The organism is Kitasatospora sp. NPDC094028, assembly GCF_049543595.1.
In the GTDB taxonomy this organism is placed as follows: domain Bacteria; phylum Actinomycetota; class Actinomycetes; order Streptomycetales; family Streptomycetaceae; genus Kitasatospora.
Map to the genome: position 1 here is coordinate 278,017 of NZ_JBMVFA010000003.1, position 19,513 is coordinate 297,529.

The 19,513-nt window shown below is 75.9% G+C and carries 18 protein-coding genes and 1 pseudogene; 7 read left to right on the plus strand and 12 right to left on the minus strand.

Annotated elements, in window-relative coordinates; genetic code table 11:
- Positions 1–20: 20 nt before the first annotated feature.
- Together ACPC54_RS06960 and ACPC54_RS06965 are read right to left on the minus strand one after the other, a co-directional pair.
- On the minus strand, positions 21–2,075 hold the full coding sequence (locus ACPC54_RS06960; protein WP_498962018.1) for an oxidoreductase: 2,055 nt from the start codon (positions 2,073–2,075) through the stop codon (positions 21–23).
- A 164-nt stretch (positions 2,076–2,239) separates the two neighbouring features.
- On the minus strand, positions 2,240–2,815 hold the full coding sequence (locus ACPC54_RS06965; RefSeq protein WP_045709215.1) for a TerD family protein: 576 nt from the start codon (positions 2,813–2,815) through the stop codon (positions 2,240–2,242).
- 200 nt (positions 2,816–3,015) lie between these two features.
- Here ACPC54_RS06965 and ACPC54_RS06970 point away from each other — a divergent pair, with 200 nt between their 5' ends.
- On the plus strand, positions 3,016–3,309 hold the full coding sequence (locus tag ACPC54_RS06970) for a hypothetical protein (protein ID WP_498962021.1): 294 nt from the start codon (positions 3,016–3,018) through the stop codon (positions 3,307–3,309).
- 79 nt (positions 3,310–3,388) lie between these two features.
- Here the strand turns inward: ACPC54_RS06970 and ACPC54_RS06975 are convergent, their stop codons facing one another.
- Positions 3,389–4,954: a glycerol-3-phosphate dehydrogenase/oxidase gene (locus ACPC54_RS06975; protein ID WP_498962024.1), complete on the minus strand. Its 1,566-nt coding sequence runs from the start codon at positions 4,952–4,954 to the stop codon at positions 3,389–3,391.
- On the minus strand, positions 4,951–5,553 hold the full coding sequence (locus ACPC54_RS06980) for a TetR/AcrR family transcriptional regulator (RefSeq protein WP_498962026.1): 603 nt from the start codon (positions 5,551–5,553) through the stop codon (positions 4,951–4,953). The genes ACPC54_RS06975 and ACPC54_RS06980 overlap by 4 nt, the downstream gene beginning before the upstream one ends.
- Positions 5,554–5,573: 20 nt before the next feature.
- Here ACPC54_RS06980 and ACPC54_RS06985 point away from each other — a divergent pair, with 20 nt between their 5' ends.
- On the plus strand, positions 5,574–7,196 hold the full coding sequence (locus ACPC54_RS06985) for an FAD-binding oxidoreductase (RefSeq protein WP_498962028.1): 1,623 nt from the start codon (positions 5,574–5,576) through the stop codon (positions 7,194–7,196).
- Complete coding sequence (locus ACPC54_RS06990; protein ID WP_498962030.1) at positions 7,193–8,104, plus strand: diacylglycerol kinase; 912 nt, start codon at positions 7,193–7,195, stop codon at positions 8,102–8,104. The genes ACPC54_RS06985 and ACPC54_RS06990 overlap by 4 nt, the downstream gene beginning before the upstream one ends.
- A 119-nt stretch (positions 8,105–8,223) precedes the next feature.
- On the opposite strand, the gene ACPC54_RS06995 is transcribed toward ACPC54_RS06990, so the two are convergent.
- Positions 8,224–9,204 (minus strand): NADP-dependent oxidoreductase, encoded by a 981-nt coding sequence (locus ACPC54_RS06995; protein WP_498962032.1) that lies wholly within the window; start codon positions 9,202–9,204, stop codon positions 8,224–8,226.
- A 154-nt stretch (positions 9,205–9,358) separates the two neighbouring features.
- Here ACPC54_RS06995 and ACPC54_RS07000 point away from each other — a divergent pair, with 154 nt between their 5' ends.
- Together ACPC54_RS07000 and ACPC54_RS07005 are read left to right on the plus strand one after the other, a co-directional pair.
- Positions 9,359–9,931, plus strand: coding sequence for a TetR/AcrR family transcriptional regulator (locus tag ACPC54_RS07000; protein WP_498962034.1), 573 nt, complete (start codon positions 9,359–9,361; stop codon positions 9,929–9,931).
- Positions 9,932–10,222: 291 nt separating this feature from the next.
- Complete coding sequence (locus ACPC54_RS07005; protein ID WP_498962036.1) at positions 10,223–10,831, plus strand: hypothetical protein; 609 nt, start codon at positions 10,223–10,225, stop codon at positions 10,829–10,831.
- Here ACPC54_RS07005 and ACPC54_RS07010 read toward each other — a convergent pair.
- From ACPC54_RS07010 to ACPC54_RS07035, 6 genes are all read right to left on the minus strand, one after another.
- On the minus strand, positions 10,809–12,167 hold the full coding sequence (locus ACPC54_RS07010; RefSeq protein ID WP_498962038.1) for a DUF2252 domain-containing protein: 1,359 nt from the start codon (positions 12,165–12,167) through the stop codon (positions 10,809–10,811). The two genes, ACPC54_RS07005 and ACPC54_RS07010, sit on opposite strands and share 23 nt — an antisense overlap.
- A 120-nt stretch (positions 12,168–12,287) precedes the next feature.
- Positions 12,288–13,910 (minus strand): multicopper oxidase family protein, encoded by a 1,623-nt coding sequence (locus ACPC54_RS07015; RefSeq protein ID WP_498962040.1) that lies wholly within the window; start codon positions 13,908–13,910, stop codon positions 12,288–12,290.
- Positions 13,907–14,404 carry a hypothetical protein gene (locus ACPC54_RS07020; protein WP_498962042.1) on the minus strand — a complete coding sequence of 166 codons (498 nt, stop codon included), beginning with the start codon at positions 14,402–14,404 and terminating at the stop codon, positions 13,907–13,909. The genes ACPC54_RS07015 and ACPC54_RS07020 overlap by 4 nt, the downstream gene beginning before the upstream one ends.
- 215 nt (positions 14,405–14,619) lie before the next feature.
- Positions 14,620–15,417: an aminotransferase class IV gene (locus ACPC54_RS07025; protein WP_498962044.1), complete on the minus strand. Its 798-nt coding sequence runs from the start codon at positions 15,415–15,417 to the stop codon at positions 14,620–14,622.
- The gene (locus ACPC54_RS07030; protein WP_498962046.1) at positions 15,410–16,387 is read right to left on the minus strand and encodes a GNAT family N-acetyltransferase; all 978 of its coding nucleotides are present in this window, start codon (positions 16,385–16,387) and stop codon (positions 15,410–15,412) included. Before ACPC54_RS07030 ends, ACPC54_RS07025 begins: the two co-directional genes overlap by 8 nt.
- Positions 16,388–16,457: 70 nt before the next feature.
- Positions 16,458–16,832, minus strand: coding sequence for a hypothetical protein (locus ACPC54_RS07035; protein ID WP_498962048.1), 375 nt, complete (start codon positions 16,830–16,832; stop codon positions 16,458–16,460).
- A 135-nt stretch (positions 16,833–16,967) separates the two neighbouring features.
- On the opposite strand from ACPC54_RS07035, the gene ACPC54_RS07040 reads away from it, so the two are divergent.
- Positions 16,968–18,245 carry a hypothetical protein gene (locus ACPC54_RS07040; RefSeq protein WP_498962050.1) on the plus strand — a complete coding sequence of 426 codons (1,278 nt, stop codon included), beginning with the start codon at positions 16,968–16,970 and terminating at the stop codon, positions 18,243–18,245.
- A complete protein-coding gene (locus ACPC54_RS07045) occupies positions 18,131–19,378 on the plus strand; it encodes a glycosyltransferase family 4 protein (protein WP_498962443.1) in 1,248 nt (415 codons plus the stop codon). Before ACPC54_RS07040 ends, ACPC54_RS07045 begins: the two co-directional genes overlap by 115 nt.
- A gap of 38 nt (positions 19,379–19,416) precedes the next feature.
- On the opposite strand, the pseudogene ACPC54_RS07050 reads toward ACPC54_RS07045, so the two are convergent.
- Positions 19,417–19,509 (minus strand): annotated as a pseudogene (locus tag ACPC54_RS07050) (barstar family protein); the annotation flags it as partial.
- Positions 19,510–19,513 lie beyond the last annotated feature (4 nt).

The window sequence follows — 19,513 nt, forward strand, 5'->3', positions numbered from 1 at the left end:
ATCCCCGCGGCGGTGCGCCGTCAGATCGCCGCGGCCAGCTCGGTGCCCTGCTTGATGGCCCGCTTGGCGTCCAGTTCGGCGGCCACGTCCGCGCCGCCGATCAGGTGCGCGGTCACGCCGAGCGCGCCCAGCGCCTCGTACAGGTCCCGGCGCGGCTCCTGGCCGGTGCACAGCACCACGGTGTCGACGGGCAGCAGCTGCCGTTCGCCGTCCACGGTGACGTGCAGCCCGGCGTCGTCGATCAGGTCGTAGCTCGCGCCCGCGACCATGGTGACGCCGCGGTGCTTGAGCTCGGTGCGGTGGATCCAGCCGGTGGTCTTGCCCAGCCCGGCACCGACCTTGCTGGTCTTGCGCTGCAGCAGGTGGACCTGGCGCGGCGGCCGCGGCCGCTCGGGGGCGCGCAGGCCGCCGCGCTCGCGGTACTCCGCGTCGATGCCCCACTTCGCCTGGAACACCGGCGGGTTGAGGCTGGCCTCGTCGCCCTGGTCGGTGAGGAACTCGGCGACGTCGAAGCCGATGCCGCCCGCGCCGAGGATCGCGACCCGCTCGCCGACCGGCGCGCCGTCGCGCAGCACGTCGAGGTAGCCGAGCACCTTGGGGTGGTCGACGCCGGGGATGTCGGTGGGAGTGCGCGGGGTGACGCCGGTGGCGACGACGACCTCGTCGAAGCCCTCGGCGGCCAGCTGCTCCGCGGTGACGACGGCGCCGAGCCGCAGCGTGACGGCCAACTCGGCCAGCCGGGTGCGGTAGTAGCGCAGCGTCTCGCCGAACTCCTCCTTGCCGGGGATGCGCCGGGCGATGTTCAGCTGCCCGCCGACCTCCTCGGCGGCGTCGAACAGCGTCACGTCGTGGCCGCGCTCGGCGGCTGAGACGGCGAACGCGAGCCCCGCCGGGCCGGCCCCGACCACGCCGACGCGCTTGCGCAACTTGGTGGGCGCGAGCACGAGTTCGGTCTCGTGGCAGGCGCGCGGGTTGACCAGGCAGGAGGTGATCTGGAGGCTGAAGGTGTGGTCCAGGCAGGCCTGGTTGCAGCCGATGCAGGTGTTGATGGAGTCGGCGCGGCCTTCGCTCGCCTTGGCGACGAAGTCGGCGTCGGCGAGCAGCGGGCGGGCCATCGAGACCAGGTCGGCGCAGCCGTCCGCGAGCAACTGCTCCCCGATCTCGGGGGTGTTGATGCGGTTGGTGGTGACCAGCGGGATGCCGACCTTGCCCATCACCTTCTTCGTCACCCAGGCGAAGGCGCCGCGCGGGACGGACGTGGCGATGGTGGGGATGCGGGCCTCGTGCCAGCCGATGCCGGTGTTGATGATCGTCGCGCCGGCGGCCTCGACGGCCTGGGCGAGCTGCACCACCTCGTCGAAGGTGGAGCCGCCGGGCACCAGGTCGAGCATGGAGAGGCGGTAGACGATGATGAAGTCCTCGCCGACCCGCTCGCGGACCCGGCGGACGATCTCGACCGGGAAGCGCATCCGGCGCTCGTACGGGCCGCCCCACTCGTCCTCGCGGCGGTTGGTCGCGGCGACGATGAACTCGTTGATCAGGTAGCCCTCGGAGCCCATGATCTCGACGCCGTCGTAGCCGGCCCGGCGGGCGAGTTCGGCGCAGCGGGCGAAGTCCTCGACGGTCTGCTCGACCTGCTCGGCGGTGAGTTCGTTGGGGACGAACGGGCTGATCGGCGCCTGCAGCGCGCTGGGGGCGACCAGGTTCGGGTGGTAGGCGTAGCGGCCGAAGTGCAGGATCTGCAGGGCGATCTTCCCGCCGGCGGCGTGCACGGCGTCGGTGACGACGCGGTGCTTCTCGGCCTCCTCCTCGGTGGTGAGCATCGCGCCGCCGTCCCAGGGGCGGCCGGCCTCGTTGGGGGCGATGCCGCCGGTGACGATCAGGCCGACGCCGCCGCGGGCGCGCTCGGCGTAGAAGGCGGCCATCCGGTCGTAGCCGCCGGGGGCCTCCTCCAGGCCGACGTGCATCGAGCCCATGACCACCCGGTTGGGCAGGGTGGTGAAGCCGAGGTCGAGCGGGCTGAGCAGGTGCGGGTAGCGGCTGGCGCCGGGGGCGGTGCCTGGCTCGGGGCTCATCGACGTCTCCTGGTGGGGCGGCGGCTGGTGGCGGTTGTTACCGCAGGGTAGGGGACGGCTCCGGCCCTATGCAACAAGTTGCATAGTGGGGATCGGCACAGCGAAGCCCCGGCCTCCAGAGCACTGGGGGCCGGGGCTGCCGAAGGCCTGCGGTCAGACCGGGATCAGACGTTCACGCCGTAGTCGGTGGCGATGCCGCGCAGGCCCGAGGCGTAGCCCTGGCCGATGGCGCGGAACTTCCACTCGGCACCGTTGCGGTACAGCTCGCCGAAGACCATCGCGGTCTCGGTCGAGGCGTCCTCGCTGAGGTCGTAGCGGGCGATCTCCTGGCCGTTGGCCTGGTTCACGACCCGGATGAACGCGTTGCGGACCTGCCCGAAGTTCTGCAGCCGGGCGTCGGCGTCGTAGATCGACACCGGGAAGACCACCTTGGCGACGTCGGCCGGCACCCGGGCGAGGTCGACCTTGATCTGCTCGTCGTCGCCGTCGCCGCCACCGGTCAGGTTGTCGCCGCTGTGCTCGACCGAACCCTCGGGGCTGCGCAGGTTGTTGAAGAAGACGAAGTGCTGGTCCGAGACCACCTTGCCGAGCGCGTTGCACAGCAGCGCACTGGCGTCCAGGTCGTAGTCGGCCCCGGTGGTGGTGCGCACGTCCCAGCCGAGACCCACGATCACGGCGCTCAGCCCCGGCGCCTCCTTGCTCAGCGAGACGTTGCCGCCCTTGGCCAGCGAAACTCCCACAATGCCCTCCTCGGATCTCTCCCTGCGGACGAATCTACAACACTGTAGAGATCACGAGAATCCGCCTGCAGGCGGGCTCCGCCCCGGGGATTTCTCAGGGCCGCCGGAGGGAACCGCCGATCACTGCGCCGGGGAGCGGCGGCAGACCTAGACTGGCGGTTGATCCCCTCCCGCTGCAGGCACCGTCGACGGAGGTCCCGATGCGCAGGCGGTACAGCTTCCACCTCGACGAGGGCGGCCACTCCGTCACCGTCAACGTCCGTTCCGGCTGGATCACCGAGACCGAGCTGCTGGTGGACGGCAAGGAGTGCGCCTTCCACCGCGTGCACGGCCACGGCGTCTACCCGCTGACCCTGGCCGCGCAGCTGGCCGAGGAGCCACCGGTGCCGCTCGCCGTCCGGCTGGACCGGACGGGCGCGGCCGAGCACCCGCTCGCCTGCGTGCTGGCACTGGCGGGCGGCGACCACCCGATGCCGGAGCGCACCGCGCGCTGAGGACTGCGCCGCTGCCCGCCGACGTCCGGTCGGCGGGCAGCGACACGTCCGGGGGCGGATGGCAGCCCGCCCGCCCGGCTCAGCTGCGCTGCAGCCCCAGGCACTGCGCCACCAGCTCCTCGACCGCCGGCCGCGCCCGGTCGGCGTCCGCGGCGACCAGGCCGATCCGGGTCCGCCGGTCGAGCACGTCCGCCACGTCCAGCGCGCCCTCGTGGCTGACCGCGTACGCGATCTCGGCGCGCGTGACGTCCATGCCGTCCACGATCGGCGTCAACTCCCCCGCCTCCGCGACGTCCTGGGAGATCCCGGCGTAGCGGTACAGCAGCGAGGCCGGCACCGGCCCGACCGGCAGCGGGCGGCTGTCCCGGTGGGCGGGGGCGCCGACCAGCGGCAGCCGGTCGGTCCAGCAGGCGCGGGCGGGCAGGCCGCGCAGCCGGACGGCGGTGTCGACCGCGTCCTGGGCCATCCGCCGGTAGGTGGTGAGCTTGCCGCCGATCACGGTGACCACGCCGGACGGGGATTCCAGCACCGCGTGCTCGCGGGAGATGTCCGCCGTGTTGCCGTCGCCGCTGTCGATCAGCGGGCGCAGCCCGGCGTAGGCGCCGAGCAGGTCGTCCTTGGTGATCTCGGTGGCGAGGCCGTTGTTGATGGTGTCGAGGATGAAGGCGATCTCGGTGTCGGAGGGCTGCGGCACGTCCGGGATCGGCCCGGGGGCGTCCTCGTCGGTGAGCCCGATGGCCACGCGGCCGAGCTGCTGCGGCAGCGCGAAGACGAAGCGGCTGATGGAGCCGGGCACGGGCACGGTGAGCGCGCCGGTGGGGTGGCCGAGGAGCGCGGCGTCGACCAGCAGGTGGGTGCCGCGGCTGGGGCGCAGGCGGATCGAGTCGTCGACCTCGTCGGCCCACACGCCGGTGGCGTTGACGACGGCGCCCGCGGTGACGGTGAGTTCCTGCCCGGTGAGGGTGTCGACCAGCTGCGCCGAGGTGCCGGTGACGGCCTCGGCCCGCACCCGGGTGAGCACCCGGGCGCCGTACTGCGCGGCGGTGCGCGCCAGGGCGACCACCAGCCGTACGTCGTCGACGAGTTGGCCGTCGTGCGCGACGTAGGCGCCGCGCAGGCCGGCGCCGCGCACGCCCGGCACCAGCTGCCGGGTGCGGGCCGCGCCGACCCGGCGCACCCGCGGCAGGACGGCGCCCGGGGTGCCGGCGCTGCGGCGCAGCACGTCGCCCGCGTGGAAGCCGGCCCGGATGAGCAGGCCCTGGCCGGGGCGCTGCAGCCCGGGCAGCAGCGGCACGACCTGGGGCATGGCCCGGGTGAGGTGCGGGGCGGTGCGGGTCATCAGGATGCCGCGCTCGACCGCGCTCTCCCAGGCCACGCCGATCCGGCCGGTGGCGAGGTAGCGCAGGCCGCCGTGGACGAGCTTGGAGCTCCAGCGGCTCGTCCCGAAGGCGAGGTCGTGGGATTCGACGAGGACGGTGCGCAGGCCGCGCGAGGCGCCGTCGAGGGCGGCGCCGACGCCGGTGATGCCGCCGCCGATGACGAGCAGGTCGACGTGCGGGTCGTCGCCGAGGGCCTGGAGGTCGAGCGTGCGCCGTTCGGCGTTGAGGCGGGAGGTGCCGGTGTACTGGTGGTCGATGGGCATCATGGCGCGAGGTATCCGTTCAGTGCTCTGGCCAGTTCGCGCCGCCAGGCGGCCTCCGGGAGCAGGGAGGCGACCATGCGGTGGGACTGGACGGTGGACTGGGCGATCAGCAGGACCATGGCGGCGAGTTCGATCGGCTCGCCGGCCCGGACCGAGCCGTGGGCCTGGCCCTGCTCGATGCCGGTGCGCAGCGCCTCCAGGAGGCCGCGCTGGCTGGTGCCGAGCCGTTCGACGACGTACCGCAGCAGCAGGTCGGAGTCGTCGGAGCGCAGGAGCACGCCGAGCACCGGGTGGTCGCGCAGCCGGACGGCGACCTCGACGACGCGATCGACGAAGGCCTCGCGGTCGTGGACGGCCAGCTCGACGCCCTCCAGGGTGGCGAGGATCTCCCGGGTGAGCAGGGCGCCGATGACCGCGCCGACGTCCGGCCAGCGCCGGTAGACGGTCGGCCGGCTGACCCCGGCGCGGCGCGCGATCTCCGCCAACTGGGTTCTGCGGACGCCGAGATGGACGACCAGCTCGGCGGCGGCGTCCAGGATGGCGTCGTCGGTGCTGCGCGGCTGTGGTCCCGGGCTCCCGGGCTCGACGTTACTACTTGACATGATGTGTGAAACTGTAACGCATGGCACCTGAGACGCAAGGGCACCCGGCCGACGCCGCGCTGCCGCTCCCCCCGATGAAGTGGGACGCCTGGGGCGACCCGGCCCTCGCCAAGGAGCTGCCCCCCGACGTCAAGGGGCTGCTCGCCGCCGCCCTCGGCATCACCGGCGACGCCACGCCCGGGCCCGCCCTCGACGAGGTCCGGCTGCACCCGTCCCGGATCGGGGCCGACGACCTCAAGGCGCTCGCCGCCCTCGTCGGCGAGGCGCACGTCAGCGCCGCCGACGCCGACCGCCTCCCCCGCGCCGGCGGCAAGTCCACCCCCGACCTGCTGCGCCGCCGCAGCCGCGACCCGCAGGACGCGCCCGACGCCGTCGTGCTGCCCGGCGACGAGGACGAGATCGCCGCCGTCCTCGCCCTGTGCGCCGAGCGCCGCATCGCCGTCGTCCCGTTCGGCGGCGGCACCAGCGTCGTCGGCGGCCTCGACCCCGAGCGCGGCCCGTTCCAGGCGGTCGTCTCCCTCGACCTGCGCCGCCTCGACGCCCTGCACGACCTGGACGAGACCTCCGCCGAGGCCGTCCTCGGCGCCGGCCTCACCGGCCCCGCCGCCGAAGCCCTGCTCGCCGAACGCGGCTGGGAACTCGGCCACTACCCGCAGAGCTTCCGCTACGGCACCATCGGCGGTTTCGCCGCCACCCGCTCCTCCGGCCAGGACTCCGCCGGCTACGGGCGCTTCGACGACATGGTGCGCGGCCTGCGCGTCGTCACCCCCGCCGGCACGCTCGACCTCGGGCGCGCCCCCGCCTCCGCCGCCGGGCCCGACCTGCGCCAGCTGTTCCTCGGCTCCGAAGGCACCCTCGGCGTCATCACCGCCGTCCGCCTGCGGGTCCACCCGCTGCCCGCCGCCAAGGTCCACGAGGCCTGGAGCTTCCCCGACTTCGCCACCGGCAGCGCCGCGCTGCGGGCCGTCGAGCAGCAGGGCACCGGACCGACCGTCATCCGGCTCTCCGACGAGGCCGAGACCATGGTCAACCTCGCCATGACCGAGCAGATCGGCGGCGCCCCCGCCGTCAGCGGCTGCCTCGCCGTCACCGTCTTCGAGGGCGGCGCCGACCAGGTCGCCGCCCGGGCCGAGGCGACCCGGGCGGTCCTGCTCGCCGCCGGCGGCACCTCGCTCGGCGAGGCCCCGGCCCGCGCCTGGGAGCACGGCCGCTTCAACGCCCCCTACCTGCGCGACTCCCTGCTCGACGCGGGGGCCCTGTGCGAGACCCTGGAGACGGCCACCAGCTGGAGCCGGCTGCCGGGGCTGCGGGCCGCCGTCACCGAGGCGCTCACCGGCGCCCTGCCCGGCGCCCTCGTGCTCTGCCACATCTCGCACGTCTACCCGACCGGCGCCTCGCTCTACTTCACCGTCGTCGCCGCCCTCGGCGACGAGCCGCTGGACCGCTGGGCCGTCGCCAAGCGCGCCGCCGGGGACGCCATCCTCGCCGCCGGCGGCACCATCACCCACCACCACGCGGTCGGCGCCGACCACCGGCCGTGGATGACCGACGAGATCGGCGACCTCGGCGTGCGCATCCTGCGCGCCGTCAAGGCCGAGCTCGACCCGGCCGGCATCCTCAACCCGGGCAAGCTGATCCCGTGACGGCGGGCCCGAGAGTGGCCCGCCGGGTCACCGTCATCAGCAACCCGGCGGCCGGGGTCGGGCACGCCGGCCCGGCCGCCGACCGGGCCGTCGCCCGGCTGCGCGCCCTCGGCGCCGACGTCCGCCCGCGCGCCGGGCGCGACGCCGAGGACGCCACCCGGCTGGCCCGCGAGGCCGTCGCGGACGGCGTCGACGCCGTCGCCGTGGTCGGCGGCGACGGCATGATCAACCTCGCCCTGCAGGCCCTCGCCGGCACCGGCGTCCCGCTCGGCGTCATCCCCGCCGGCACCGGCAACGACCAGGCCCGCGAGTACGGGCTGCCGCTCGGCGACCCCGAGGCCGCCGCCGACGTCATCGCCGCCGGCCGCACCCGCACCGTCGACCTCGGCCGGATCACCGGCCCGGACGGCGCCGTGCGGTACTTCGGCTCCGTCCTCGCCACCGGCTTCGACTCGCTGGTCAGCGACCGCGCCAACCGGCTGCGCTGGCCGCGCGGCCGGATGCGCTACAACCTCGCCATCCTCGCCGAGTTCGCCAACCTGCGGGCCCTGCCGTTCCGGATCACCCTGGCCGACGGGACGGTCGTCGACCGCGCCCTCACCCTCGCCGCGATCGGCAACACCCGCAGCTACGGCGGCGGCATGCTGATGTGCCCCACCGCCCTCCCGGACGACGGCCTGCTCGACGTCACCCTCGTCGACGCGATGCCCCGGCTCCGGATCGCCCGCTTCTTCCCCACCGTCTTCAAGGGCGCCCACACCGCCTACCCGGAGGTCACCACCCTGCGGACGCACTCGCTGCGGATCGAGTCACCGGGCATCACGGCCTACGCGGACGGCGAGTTCATCGCCCACCTCCCGGTGGACGTGGCGATCGCCCCCGCGGCGCTCACCGTCCTCGTCCCCTGACCGCCCCGCCCCGCCGCCCCGGTCGGGCGGCGGGGCGGGGCGGGTCAGCCGGGCCGCACGGAGAGGGAGCCGGTGGGAAGTCGGCCGGTCCGGCCCCCCACTCCCCGCCGAGCCCGCTGCTACTCGACGACGCGCAGGACGATCTTGCCCTGGAGGTGGCCCTCCGCCGCCCGGCGGTGCGCGGCCGCGGCGTCCTTGAGCGGGTAGACGCTGTCGACGGCCACCCGCAGGCGGCCCGCGGTCAGCAGCTCGGCCACCTCGGCGAGGTCCGCGCCGCTGGAGCGGACCATCCAGCGGCCGAGCAGCACGGTGACGCCGAGCGCGGCGGCCTCCGCCGGGCGGTAGTCGCCGAGGTACACCGGGACGATCTGGCCGCCGCGCCGCACCGCGGGCAGCAGGCGGTGGGCCTCGGGGCCGCCGACCGTGTCGACGATCAGCTCGGCGTCACGGACGGCCTCGGCGACCGGGGTGCGGGTGTAGTCGACGAAGCGGTCGGCGCCGAGACCACGCAGGAACTCCTCGTGCCGCCCGGAGGCGACCGCGACCACCTCCTTCGCCCCGGCGGCCTTGAGGAGCTGGACGGCGACGTGGCCGACGCCACCGGCCGCGCCGACCACCACGGCCGTGCCGCCGCCCGCGTACTCCACCTGCCGGTACAGGAACTGATAGGCCGTCAGCGCGGCCATCGGCACGGCGGCCGCCTCGACGTGCCCGAGGCCCGCCGGCTTGCGGGCGAGGTCGGCGGTGCGGACCACCGCGTACTCGGCGTAACCGTTCCCCGAGCCGGGGAAGTTGACCAGGGCGAACACCTCGTCGCCGACCTGCCAGTCGGCCACGCCCGCGCCGAGTTCCGTCACCACGCCGGAGATGTCGCTGCCCAGGACGACCGGCGGCTTCCGGTCGGGCCGCAGCTCCGGCGGGATGTTGTCGAAGCCGCGCCGGCCGAACCAGTCGGCCGGGTTGACACCGGCCGCGTGGACCCGCACCAGCACCTCGCCCGGCCCCGGCTCGGGCCGGGCCACCTCCTCGTACACCAGCACCTCGGGCCCGCCGAAGGCGTGCAGCCGAACCGCCCCCATGGTCTTGTGCGCCGCTGCCATGCCACTCCCCTGATCGCATAGGTCGACCACCGACTAGAATCCGGAGCACTGCTCCGTTCCGGGGGGAAACTCAACCGGAACACCGCTCCGCCTGTCAACGACGAAGCGACGAAGACCGGTGCCAGCCGGCCGAAGACCGACGAGGACCCACCCGATGCCGACCGAGCCCCGCGCCATCCGCCCCGACGCCCGGCACAACCGCGACCGCATCCTGGCCGCGGCCTCCACCCTGGTCGCCGAGCAGGGCACCCAGGCCTCGCTGCGCGACGTCGCCCGCCGCGCCGAGGTCGGCCTCGGCACCCTCTACCGGCATTTCCCCACCCGGGAGGACCTGTTGGAGGCCCTGCTCGGCCGCCGCTTCGAGGACCTCGCCGAACGGGCCGACCGCCTCGCCGCCACCGCCCCGCCCGAGCAGGCCCTCACCGACTGGCTGCACGAGTTCACCCTCGGCGCCGCCGCCTTCCACGGCCTCCCCGCCACCCTGCTCGCCGCCCTCCACGACCCCGACTCCGCCCTGCACGCGAGCTGCGACCGGATGCGCACCGCCGGCGGCCGCCTGCTCGCCGCCGCCCAGCGCGACGGGCTGATCCGCCCGGACGTCACCCCCGTCGACCTCTTCGCCCTCGCCAACGCCCTGGGCTGGATCGCCGACCAGGCCCCCACCCTGGCCGAGCGCCGCGACCACCTGTTCCGCCTCGTCCTGGACGGCCTGCGGGCCCGCGGCTGACGGCACTCCCGCGCAACCGGCCGCCGGCAGCAGCGCGTTGCGCTCGCGCAGCGCCCGGGGGAAGTCCACGCCCCACGTCCACCCGGGCGGGCCGGCCGGCCGCCGTTCCCTGCGGGGAATCGGAAAACCGCGCCGGTCGCCGCCCGCCCCCACCCGCTCGCGGGGGAGGCGGTGCGGCCGGGCCTCGACCGGCGGGCGGAGCGGCGGGCCGGCCCGGCTCCCCTCGCCGAGGGAACGGGTGAAGCCCCGCGACGGAGGCGGCGGTTCGGCCCGGCGGGCAGGCTCGGGGCCATGAAGAAGGAAGCGAACCGCAGGCCCGTCGACCCGTCGCCGCGGATCCGCCGGGCCGCCCACCTCGGCGCCCTGGCGCTGGTCCCGTACGCCGCGATGAAGCAGTACTGGGCGCTCGGCGGCTCCTGGGGCCTCCCGGCCGGGTACGCCACCCTGCGGGAGAAGATGGAGGCCAACACCCGCGGCAAGGACCTGGACCCGGTGAACGGCGCGGCCCTGTGGCTGTACCGGCACGGGGTGGACGTCACGGTCGCGCTGGCCGCGCTGGGCGTCTTCCTGCTGCTGGGGCTGGTCCGCCCGTGGGGCCTGGTCTTCCCGCGCTGGGTGCCGCTGCTGGCCGGCCGGCCCGTCCCCCGGTGGCTCCCGCTGGCCCCGGCCTGGCCGACCGCCGCCGTGCTGGCGCCGGTGTTCGGCGTCCTCGCCCCGGTCAACGGGGTGCTCGCGCTGCTCGGCCTCTCCCACCCGGCCACCGACGGCTTCTCACCCTTCGCCTTCTCCATCGCCTACGCGGGCATGGGCCCGTTCGGCCTCGCCCTGGGCGCCGCCGCCTGGTCCTACCAGCGCCGGACCGGGCGGCGCCCCGGCCTCACACGCCCCGCGTCGCCGTGATCCGGCCGTCCGCGATGGCGTCGGTCAGCTCCTCGTGGTCCAGCACCGTCCGGTCGGCGTAGCGGACGGCGAAGTCGGCGATCGCCTCGGCGAAGGTGTCGGCGCTGCCGAGGTAGCCGGCGATGGCGAGGCGGTCGCCGGTGCGGGCGTGGGCGCGGGCGAGGGTGCGGCCGCACAGGTCGGCGTAGCCGCGCAGGCCGGCGGGGGTCATCGTGGCGACGTCCACCGAGCCCTTCATGTCCCGGAGTTGGCGGCCGTAGAAGTGGCGCCCGGCGGGGCCGGTGGTCCAGCCGAGGAAGATGTCGCTGGCGGCCTGCATCAGCCGCTGCCCGGTGACGACCCGGCGGCCGCCCCAGTGGGCGGCGACCTCGGCGTCGACCCGGGTGGGCGGCAGGTGGTCCTCCAGGACGGACCGGCCGGCCTCCTTGAGCTGCAGGAACAGCGGGTCGCGGGCGTCGCGGCCCTCCAGCAGGACGATGTGGCAGCGGGTGCCGACGCTGCCGACGCCGACCACCTTCATCGCCGCGTCGACGAAGCGGTAGCGGTCGAGCAGGACCCGGCGGTCCTCGGCGAGGGTGGCCCGGTAGTCGCTGTACACCTGGCCGAGGCCCTGCAGTTCGGTCTTCTTCAGCGGCTCGATCAGCGGCGGCGCGCTGATGATCCGCCGCCGCCCGTCGCGTTCCTCGGTGAGCTTGTCGAAGGCCTGCAGGCTGGTGCGCCGCCGGGCCCGGGTGAGCTCGGCCTCGACCCGCTCGCGCCGCCGGGGCTTGCGCAGCAGCGGGAGCAGGTCGGCGGTGTCGATCCGCTCGTACCAGACGTCGAGTTCGCCGAGCCCGGCGAGCCGGCGCATGGCGGCGGCGTAGCCGTGGGCGGCGGCGAGGGCCGCGCGGCGGGGGCGGTCGCCGGCCTGCCCGGTGTCCCGGGCGGCGACGGCGACGCTGGCGGCCAGCCGTTTGACGTCCCACTCGAAGGGGCCGGGGTAGGTCTCGTCGAAGTCGTTGACGTCGAAGAGCAGCGACCGCTCCGGGGAGGCGTACACGCCGAAGTTCAACAGGTGGGCGTCGCCGCAGAGTTGGACGGTGAGCCCGGTATCGGGGACGGCTCCGAGGTCGGCGGCCATCACGGCGGCGGCGCCGCGCAGGTACGTGAACGGGGTGTCGGCCATCCGCCCGTACCGGATCGGCAGCAGCCGCTTGACCCGGTCCTCGCCCTGCCGGACGAGCACCGCGAGCGGGTCGGGCCGGTCGGCGGCGGGGATCCACCGGCCGTGCGCCGAGCGGGAGACCCGCTCGCGGGCGGCGCGGCCGTGCCGGCGGCGTTCGGCGGGGGTGGTCATGGCGCGGCTCCGTCCGTGTGCTCGTACTGTGACGCCTCCCGCCGAACGTAGCGCCCGGCGCGGCCCGCCCCCTGCGGCGCTCGGCCGTTCGGGTGAGGCGGCGCCGTGTCCCGGACGGGCCTAGGTCACGGTGAAGTCCGCCATCATCGCCATGTCCTCGTGCTCCAGGTTGTGGCAGTGCAGCATGTACGTCCCCGGGTAGTCGGTGAAGCGCACCAGCACCTCGACGGCCTCGGCCGGGCGCAGGTCGACGGTGTCCTTCCAGCCGGCGTCGTACGGCCCCGGGTCCCTGCCGTTGCGGCGGAGCACCTGGAACTGGTCGAGGTGGAGGTGCACCGGGTGGTGCAGGTCGCTGGTGAAGCGCCACAGCTCGGTGGCGCCGAGCGCGGGCGCGGCGATGTCGCGGCCGGGCTGGTACGGGTCGCCGTTGATGGTCCAGCCGTCGCCGCGGGTGCGGCGGAAGGCGAAGTCGCGGGTGACGGTGACGGCGGCGGGGTCGAGGGCCGGGACGGTGGAGAGCGTGTCGGGCACCCGGGGGTCGTCGGCGACCGGGCGGGCGGAGACGTCGAAGCACATCACCTCGGCCGTGCGGTCGCTGCCGAAGTCGTTGAGCAGCCGCACCCGGGTACCGGGAGCGTAGCGGGAGAAGTCGACGACGACGTCGAAGCGTTCGGCGGGGGCGATCTCCAGCGCGTCGTGGCCGATCGGCGCGGCGAGCAGACCGCCGTCCGAGCCGATCTGGACGAAGGCGTCGCCGCCGTCCGGCTGCGGGTCGAGTTCGAGCCGGTAGAGGCGGGCGTTGGAGGCGTTGAGCAGGCGCAGCCGGTAGTGGGCGCGGTCGACGTCGTGCCGGGGCCAGGGCGCGCCGTTGACCAGGATGACGTCGCCGAGGACGCCGTTGAGGTAGCCGCTGTCGACGCCGGGCCGGGCGAGGGCGGGGTCGGCGGCCGGGTAGTGGAAGGAGCCGTCCGCGGCGAACGAGCGGTCGGTGATCATCAGCGGCAGGTCGCGCTCGCCGCGCGGCAGCGGGAGGGCGTCCTCCTCGTCGTCGTGGACGAGGTGGAAGCCGGCCAGGCCGCGCCAGACGCCGGGGCCGGTGAAGCCCATCCGGTGGTCGTGGTACCAGAGGGTGGCGGCGCGCTGGCGGCCCGGGTAGGTGTGGGTGCGCTCGCCGACGAGGCTGCGGCCGGCCGCGTGCGCCGTCCCGGGCATGCCTTCCATTCCGGGCATGCCTGCCATGCCGCCCGTGCCCGCGGTGCCCGCCGCGTCCGCCGCCGTCGAGTGGTCGGCCGCGGTCGAGCCGACCGGCAGCAGCAGGTCGGTCGGGTAGCCGTCGCTGTCGGCCGGGGTGTGCCCGCCGTGCAGGTGGACGACGGACGGCACCGGCAGCTCGTTGCGGTGCTTGACGACGACCGCCCGCCCGGAGCGGGCCACGATGGTCGGCCCGGGGAAGGTGCCCCCGTACGTCCACGCCTCGGTGCCGACCCCGGGCAGGATCTCCAGCTTCGCGACCCGCTGGGTGATCTCGTAGTAGTCCGAACCGGCGTCACTGCGCACCGGTTTGAGGACGGGCGGCAGCGGCAGCGGCACCCGGAAGGCGTCCGGCCGGTCGAGGTCGCTGTCGAGCAGCCGGCCGGGCCGGCCCTCGGTGAGCAGCAGCGCGGCGGAGGGGACGGCGAGCGTGGCCAGGGCGCCCGCGCCGAGGACGGAAGCACCGATCCCGAGGAACCGGCGGCGGTTCACTGGGCCACCTCCAGCGGCCCGCCGGGGCGCGGCAGCCGTCCGCCGCCGTCGCCTTCGCCTTCGCCCTCGCCCTCGTGGTCTTCCGCCGGGCGGCCGGTCCGGGCGGGCAGCGGCAGCCGCCAGGCGTCGACCAGCGCGAACAGCACGCCGCTGACCAGCAGTGTGCCGAGCACGACGTGCACGCCGACCGCCTGCCCGTAGCCGGCGCCGATCTGGCCGACGACGGCGGCGAGCAGCCCGGCGGCGGCCCCCAGCGGTCGGAGCGGACCCCGGCCGGGCCATCGCACCAGGACGGCCGCCACCAGCTGGACCAGGACGGCGGTGGCGAGCAGCATCGCCGTGCTCTCGTGCGCCGCGAGGGCCTCGAAGGTGCCGTTGAGGAAGCTGCCGGCCAGCTCGACCTGGAGCAGCGCCAGCAGGGCGACGGCGGTGGCGGCGGCGCGCAGCAGGATCAGCGGCCGGCGGGGTGCGGCGGCGGGGGAACTGAGGGTCATGCGGGCTACGCTCCGGCTCTCGGCGGGGTGGGGGTGAGCGGGCGTGAGCGTAGCTGAGTGTGCGTCAGTTTCAGCTGATCGAAGAGCCGTTGGAGTGACGTGGCGCCCGTACGTGTTCGCCCTCGCCCGCGGCCCTCCCTCGTTCGAGTGAAGGCCGCGGGCGGGGCGGGGCGACGCGGGGCGGGGCGACGCGGGGCCGGGCTGGACCGCGGCCGCTACACCGGCTCGGCGGCCACCTCCCGGTAGGCGGCGCGAAGTTCGGCGAGCAGCGGGTGCGCGACGTCGAGGGCGGCACTGTCGACGGCGGCGAGCGGGCGCAGGCCGGCGCCCGCGTTGACGGCGAACGCCGCCTGCACGTCGCCCAGTTCGCTCAGCTCGCCCAGCCGCACCGGCCGGCGGTCCTGCGGGCCGCGGTACGCGCGGGCCAGGAGCGCCGCGGTGACGCCGGGCAGGCTCGGCCCCTCCGGCCAGACCAGCCGGCCGTCGACCAGGAAGCCGACGTTCCAGGTGGCGCCCTCGACCACCAGGCCGTCCGCCTCGGTGAGCAACACGTCGTCGAACCCGGCGAGTTGGGCCTGCCGCCGGTGGTGGACGAGGCCGAACAGGCCGGTGTGCTTCACCTCCGGCAGCTCCCGCCGGTACGCGACCGTGCGCACCCGCAGCGGGCCCGGCTCGGCGATCGGCGCCGGGCGGGTGGTGACCAGCAGCACGGGCGCGGCCGGGGCGGAGGGGCGCTCCAGGCCGAGCGCCGGGTCGTACACGGTGACCCGAACGATCACCGGCGCGCCGTCCGCGGGCAGCACGGCGCGGATCCGGTCGCGGACCGCCGCCCGGTCCAGCTCGGCGGCGAACAGCGTGCGGCAGTCCCGCTCCAGCCGGTCCAGGTGCAGCGCCAGGCCCCGCACCCCGCCCGCCTCGACGCGCAGGGTGGTGAAGTGCCCGTAGTTGAGCAGCCCCAGGGCGGCCAGCCGCGCCGGGTCGGCGGAAGCGCCGTCGATCTCGATCTCAGCCATCCGTCGAGTCTGCCAGCCGCGAAGCCGAGGCCTGCTGCGGGGCCGCCTGCCGCGGGGCCACGGCCGGCGGCTGGGCCGGCACCGGCCGGTACGGGCTCGCCACCGGGCGGCCGGCCTCCCGGGCCAGCCGCTCGAAGTGCTCGATCTTGTACGCCAGCCCCTCCGGCTCGCCGAGGTCCGCCCAGCGCCACGCCTCCGCCCACCACTGCGGCCCGCGCACCAACGGCCGCCCGGCCAGCGCCAGGTGGAGGGCGAGCGTCGAACGGGCATAGCCGTGCACCCAGCCGTCCGCGCCGCGGTAGTCGGCGGTCTCGTCCAGCCGCAGCCGGCCGCCCTCCGCACCGGCGGCCAGTATCGGCACCCAGCCGCGCCGCGGATCCTCGACCAGCAGGAGCAGCCGCCCGTGCTCCTCCCGCACGCGGTAGGGCGGGAGTTGGGGCATCCGGGCGAAGGACAGCGCGCGCTTCCAGCCGACCACCCACAGACCCCGGCGCAGGTAGTAGCGGACGGACGACTGCCAGCTCCAGTGCGCCTCCAGCCGGAACCCGGGCAGGCCCTCGGCGGCGGCGGCCGCGTACACCGCGTCCAGTGCGCCGGCGGCCAGGCCCGCGCCGCGCGCGCCGGGCCTCAGGTAGAGGGAGGAGAGGGCGAGTTGGCCGCGCCCCTGGGTCCAGTTGTCCACGGCGACGGTGCCCGCGACCTCGCCGTCCGCGTCCAGCACCCAGTAGCGGCGGCGGTACAACTCACCGCCCGGCCACTCCCGGCCGCTCTCCCCCAGCCGCTCGCGCCAGGCCCGCTCGACCGGCGGCGCCAGCCCGTCCGGGTCCACCGCCTCGCCGAGCTCGCCCTCCACCAGGGACGCCAAGTCCCATCGGGCGAACCGCCGTTCGTCCTCCGCCTCGCGCAGCCGCGGCCCCGCCGCCAGCCGCTCCTGCGCCCGCTCCAGCGCCGCATCCCACGACCTCACCACCCGGCCAGCCTACCGGGCAATCGGGCACTGTCCGTCATCACACGGCCACCGAACGTCAGTTCGCGCCCGGTCACTCCGGGAGGCCGCGCACCAGCCGGACCCGCCGCGCCACTGCCTGCGCCCCGCCGCTGCCCCGCACCACCTCGACGTAGCCCGCCGCCTCCGCCTCCAGCGCCTCCCGGATCGGACAGAGGAAGCCGAACAGCCAGACGTGCTGGGCGCGGTCGCGCTCCGGCAGCCCCGGCCAGCCGTCCCCCCAGGCCGCCTCCAGCGCCTCGGCGCAGCACTCGACCGCCAGCGGCGAGCGGCCCTCCCAGTCCTCCCGCAGCCAGCGCTCGAAGTTTCGGCCCGCCGCCTCCGCGTCCCGGCGCGTCCCCTGCCCCTGGAGCAGCCGGTTGACGATCGCCCCCTGCGGCTCCGCTTCGTACTCCACCTGATCCGTCATGGCGGCCATGCTTCGGCATCCCGGGCGGCGCGGCAAGAGCGCGTCACCACCGGGGCCCGGTGGTAGGGGAAACCCGACCACAGGACTCGACCTGGCCCTGCTGACCGGGCCGACCAGCGCCGATGCAATGAAGGGGTGAACGATCGAACGCGGTGGTGGTGGTCCGGCGGGTGGCTGGTCGCGGCCGGCTGGGCGGCGGCCTTCCCGCTGCTCTCCGGCCTCGGCCCGCACCGGAGTCGGGGGTCCTGGGCGGCCCTCGGGTACCTGGCGGCGGCGCTCGCCGCCATGACGGCGCGGCGGCGGTACGGGCACGTCGCCGTCGCGTTCGCCGGGGCGGTGGTGCTGCCGCTGCTCGCCCTGGTGCTGGCCGGGCGCGGGCAGAGCGAGGTCGGCGTGATCGAACGCTCCGGCACGCTGCTGCTGCACACCGGCACGCCGTACCTCGCCGAGCCGCGGTCCGTCGCCGAGTACACGCCGTACCTGCCCGCGATGGCACTGCTCGGCCTGCCCCGGGCCGTCCTCGGCGCGACCCCGCTGGGCGACGCCCGGCTGTGGTGCGCGGCGGTGTTCGCCCTCTGCCTGCTGCGGACCGTCCCCACCGGGCGGCGGCTCGGCGCGGCCGCGCTCACCGCCTCGCCGGTGGTCGCGCTGCCGCTGGCCGTCAGCGGCGTCGACCTGCCGCTCACCGGCCTGTGCTGGTACGCGGTGGTCCGCGCCGCCCAGGGCCGGGCGACCGCCGCCGGGTGGGCGATGGCCGCCGCCTGCGCGCTCAAGTGGACGGCCTGGCCCGCCGTCGCCGTCGTCGCGGCGCTGCTCGCGGCCACCGCCGGACGGCGCGCCGCGCTGCGCGGGACGGCGCTCGCGGCGGGCGGGGCGGCGCTGCTCGTCCTGCCGTGGGCGCTGCGCTCGCCGGGGCCACTCGTCCAGCAGGTGTTCGCCTTCCCTACCGGGCGCGGCGACCTGCCCACCCCCGCCGCCAGCCCGCTGCCCGGACGGCTGCTCGCCGACCTCGGCCCGGCCGGCTGGTGGGCGGCGGTCGGCCTGCTGCTGGCCGCCGGGCTCGCGGTCGGGGCGTCCCTGCTCGCCCGGCCGCCCCGGGACGCGGCCGGCGCCGCACGGCGCCTCGCCCTCGGGCTCACCGCCGCGTTCCTGCTCGCCCCCGCCGGACGGTTCGGCTACCTCGCGCTGCCGCTCGTCCTGCTCCTGCTCTCCGTCACCGTCGACCCGAATCGAGGCGCAACCCTCCCATGGACACCACGCTCGTCGTCACCAACGACTTCCCGCCCCGCCAGGGCGGCATCGAAACCTTCGTCCACGCCATGGCGGCCCGCCTCCCCGGCCACCGCGTCGTGGTCTACACCTCCGCCGAACCGGGCGCGGCCCGGCACGACGCGGCCCTCCCCTTCCCGGTGATCCGCGACCATGCCCGCACGCTGCTGCCCACGGCGCGCGTCACCCGGCGGGCCGCCGAACTCGCCCGCGCCCACGGCTGCGACCGCGTCTGGTACGGCGCCGCCGCCCCGCTCGCCGCCATGACACCCGGCCTGCGGCGGCTCGCCCCCGGCATCCGCCGCACCGTCGCCACCACCCACGGCCACGAGATCTGGTGGGCCCGCACCCCCGGCGCCCGGCAGCTGCTGCGCCGGATCGGGCGCAGCGTCGACGTGGTCACCTACCTCGGCGGGTACACCCGTGCCCGGATCGCCCCCGCCCTCGGGCCGGACGCCCGGCTGGCCCGGCTCGTCCCCGGCGTCGACCCGGCCGTGTTCCGGCCGGTCCCGTCCCCGGCCGCCGCTCCGGTGATCCTGTGCGTCGCCCGGCTCGTCCCCCGCAAGGGCCAGGACGTGCTGATCCGCGCCCTGCCCGCGATCCGCCGGGCCGTCCCCGGAGCGGAGCTCGTGCTGGTCGGCCGCGGCCCCGACGAGGACCGCCTGCGCGCCCTCGCCCTGCGGCACACCGAGCCCGGCAGCGTCCGGTTCACCGGCGGCCTCGACCACGCCGACACCGCCGCCTGGTACGCCCGGGCCGCCGTGTTCGCGATGCCCTGCCGCACCCGCCGCCTCGGCCTGGAGGCCGAGGGCCTCGGCATCGTCTACCTGGAGGCGGCGGCCGCCGGCCTCCCCGTCGTCGCCGGCCGCTCCGGCGGCGCCCCCGACGCCGTCCTGGACGGCGTCACCGGCCACGTCGTCGACGGCCGCGACCCCGCCGCCGTCGCCGCCACCCTCACCCGCCTCCTCCTCGCCCCGGCGAGCGCCCGCGCCCGCATGGGCACAGCGGGCCGGCAGTGGGCGCAGGAGCACTGGTCCTGGGACGCCTCCGCCGCCCGCCTCACCCGACTCCTCGACCCGGAGCACCCGTTGGACGCCCTCGCCGCGAGTGCGGCGGATCAGGCGGGCGGGTGGATACAGAGCCGGTTCACCTCTCCGTCGAAGATCTCCGCCAGCCGCAGCCCGTCCCGGCTGCCCTCCGCGAACAGCCCCTGCCGGTCGACGTGGACGGCCAGGGTGTCGTGGCGGTCGATCACCTCGGAGATGCCCCCGGTGTGAATGGTGTCCGACCAGGCGTCCAGGTTCCGGCCGAACCAGTCCGGCAGGCCGCAGGGTTCGGCGACGGCGGCCCAGAAGTCCGTCAGCGTCCCGATCCTTTGGCCGCACAGATCGACCCGCAGTTCCGTCATCCCG